General features: G+C 39.4%; 1 protein-coding gene and 1 pseudogene. One reads left to right on the top strand and one right to left on the bottom strand.

Annotated elements, in window-relative coordinates:
* Positions 1-351 (top strand): annotated as a pseudogene (gene gatB / locus H663_RS40870) (Asp-tRNA(Asn)/Glu-tRNA(Gln) amidotransferase subunit GatB); the annotation flags it as partial.
* Between the two features lie 138 nt (positions 352-489).
* Here the strand turns inward: gatB and H663_RS40865 are convergent.
* Positions 490-1,200, bottom strand: coding sequence for a GIY-YIG nuclease family protein (locus H663_RS40865; protein WP_083451165.1), 711 nt, complete (start codon positions 1,198-1,200; stop codon positions 490-492).
* Positions 1,201-1,435: the final 235 nt, after the last annotated feature.

Raw genomic sequence — 1,435 nt, 5'->3', positions numbered from 1 at the left:
GGACTTGCGGCAGTTGTGACAAGAATTATTCAAGGCCATATCAGTCATAGTGCAGCAAAGACGGTATTCGATTTGCTTTGGAATGCCTCTGGCGATGCCATTTCCAATGAAGGCCAGTTGTCAGTTGTCGATGAGATTATCAAGAATAAAGGTCTGATGCAGATGAATGATGCCGGTGAGTTGGAGAAAATCGTAGACGAAGTGCTGTCCATAAGCTCAAAGAACATCGAAGAATTTAAGGCAGGTAACACCAAGGCGCTTAATAGCCTAGTTGGTCTAATCATGAAAGCCAGCAAAGGGAAAGCAAATCCTGGTCAAGTGAACGAGCTTCTAAAAAAGAAACTGACTTGATTTTATTTACCTTGCGGCAGTACTGATTTTCCCAATCAAATGGACTCAGTGTAAATATTATTTAAGCAATGGCAATGGCAATGGCAAAAAAGCACTAAAGCTTAAGAAATTTGCTTGCCGATTGCTTGTTTGGTCATATCATTTAACAGGTGTCTTTGCCCAAGTTTGATAATCGCTGAATTTTCCACTGGCACAATAACTACACGACTCGACAACTCCATCCGAGATAACTATAAGCGGATTTCCACATTTTTCGCAATGCCCCATTTCACCACGTCTTCTATTAATGTTATAGGGTGGATCGGAATGGTCTTGGGCTTCTGGATTATAAGATTGTTTAATTGATTGAGAATCACACCATTCTTTGTTCCGTGATATCAAGTCTAATGTCGATTTAAGGCCCATGCATTTCCAGCAATAAAGTTTACGCCATGGTTTTACACTTAGCAAACCATTACAGAGTTTGCAATATCTTAAAGGCGTAAAGATCAGTTTTTTGACAGCCGGAGGACTATTGATGCAACCAGATTTATCACTAGTTTGAAGATTTTCTCCGCTTGAGGCATGAATAATCGTGGCACAATTTTTTATAGCCCGAATCGCAGTCGCGATATCACATCGAAACCACTCTTTGCCCTCACGATAGCTAGCTAAGTGCTTGTGCGTCAGCTGCTCAACATCACGCGGGTTATCAACCAGAAAATCCACCTCCACTTTAAAAGCATGCGGAAATCCTGCTGAGTCAAGTTCTCTTGCCCTGAGAGATGGGTCTTTTGTTGAGAACCCAATTTTCACCAATCCAACTATTGCCGGATTTGAGATTACATATACCCAACCTCTAATATTCATCGCAAAATCTCCAAATTTTTTCTGTGCATGAAGGCATCTATCTTGAATTTCTCATATTCAATGAAAATCAAATTTTTATTTATATTTCCATTGAAAATATTTTTAATTTCACTTTCTTTATTATCCATAATTTTCAAAATTCAGCCCAATTCATAGTTATATGCATTTAATAATAATGAAAAGAAGCATGACGCCCTTACCCCCCTTTTGGCCGGTCGGCCAATATCTCGCGATT

Source organism: Limnohabitans planktonicus II-D5 (assembly GCF_001270065.2).
Taxonomy (GTDB): domain Bacteria; phylum Pseudomonadota; class Gammaproteobacteria; order Burkholderiales; family Burkholderiaceae_C; genus Limnohabitans_A; species Limnohabitans_A planktonicus.
The sequence above is the reverse complement of the archived record's forward strand: the minus strand, read 5'-3'. Positions and strand labels throughout refer to the sequence as shown.

Bases quoted from the DNA above. Each gene is read 5' to 3' on its own strand.
- H663_RS40865 (WP_083451165.1), bottom strand. From the start codon at position 1,200: ATGAATATTAGAGGTTGGGTATATGTAATCTCAAATCCGGCAATAGTT.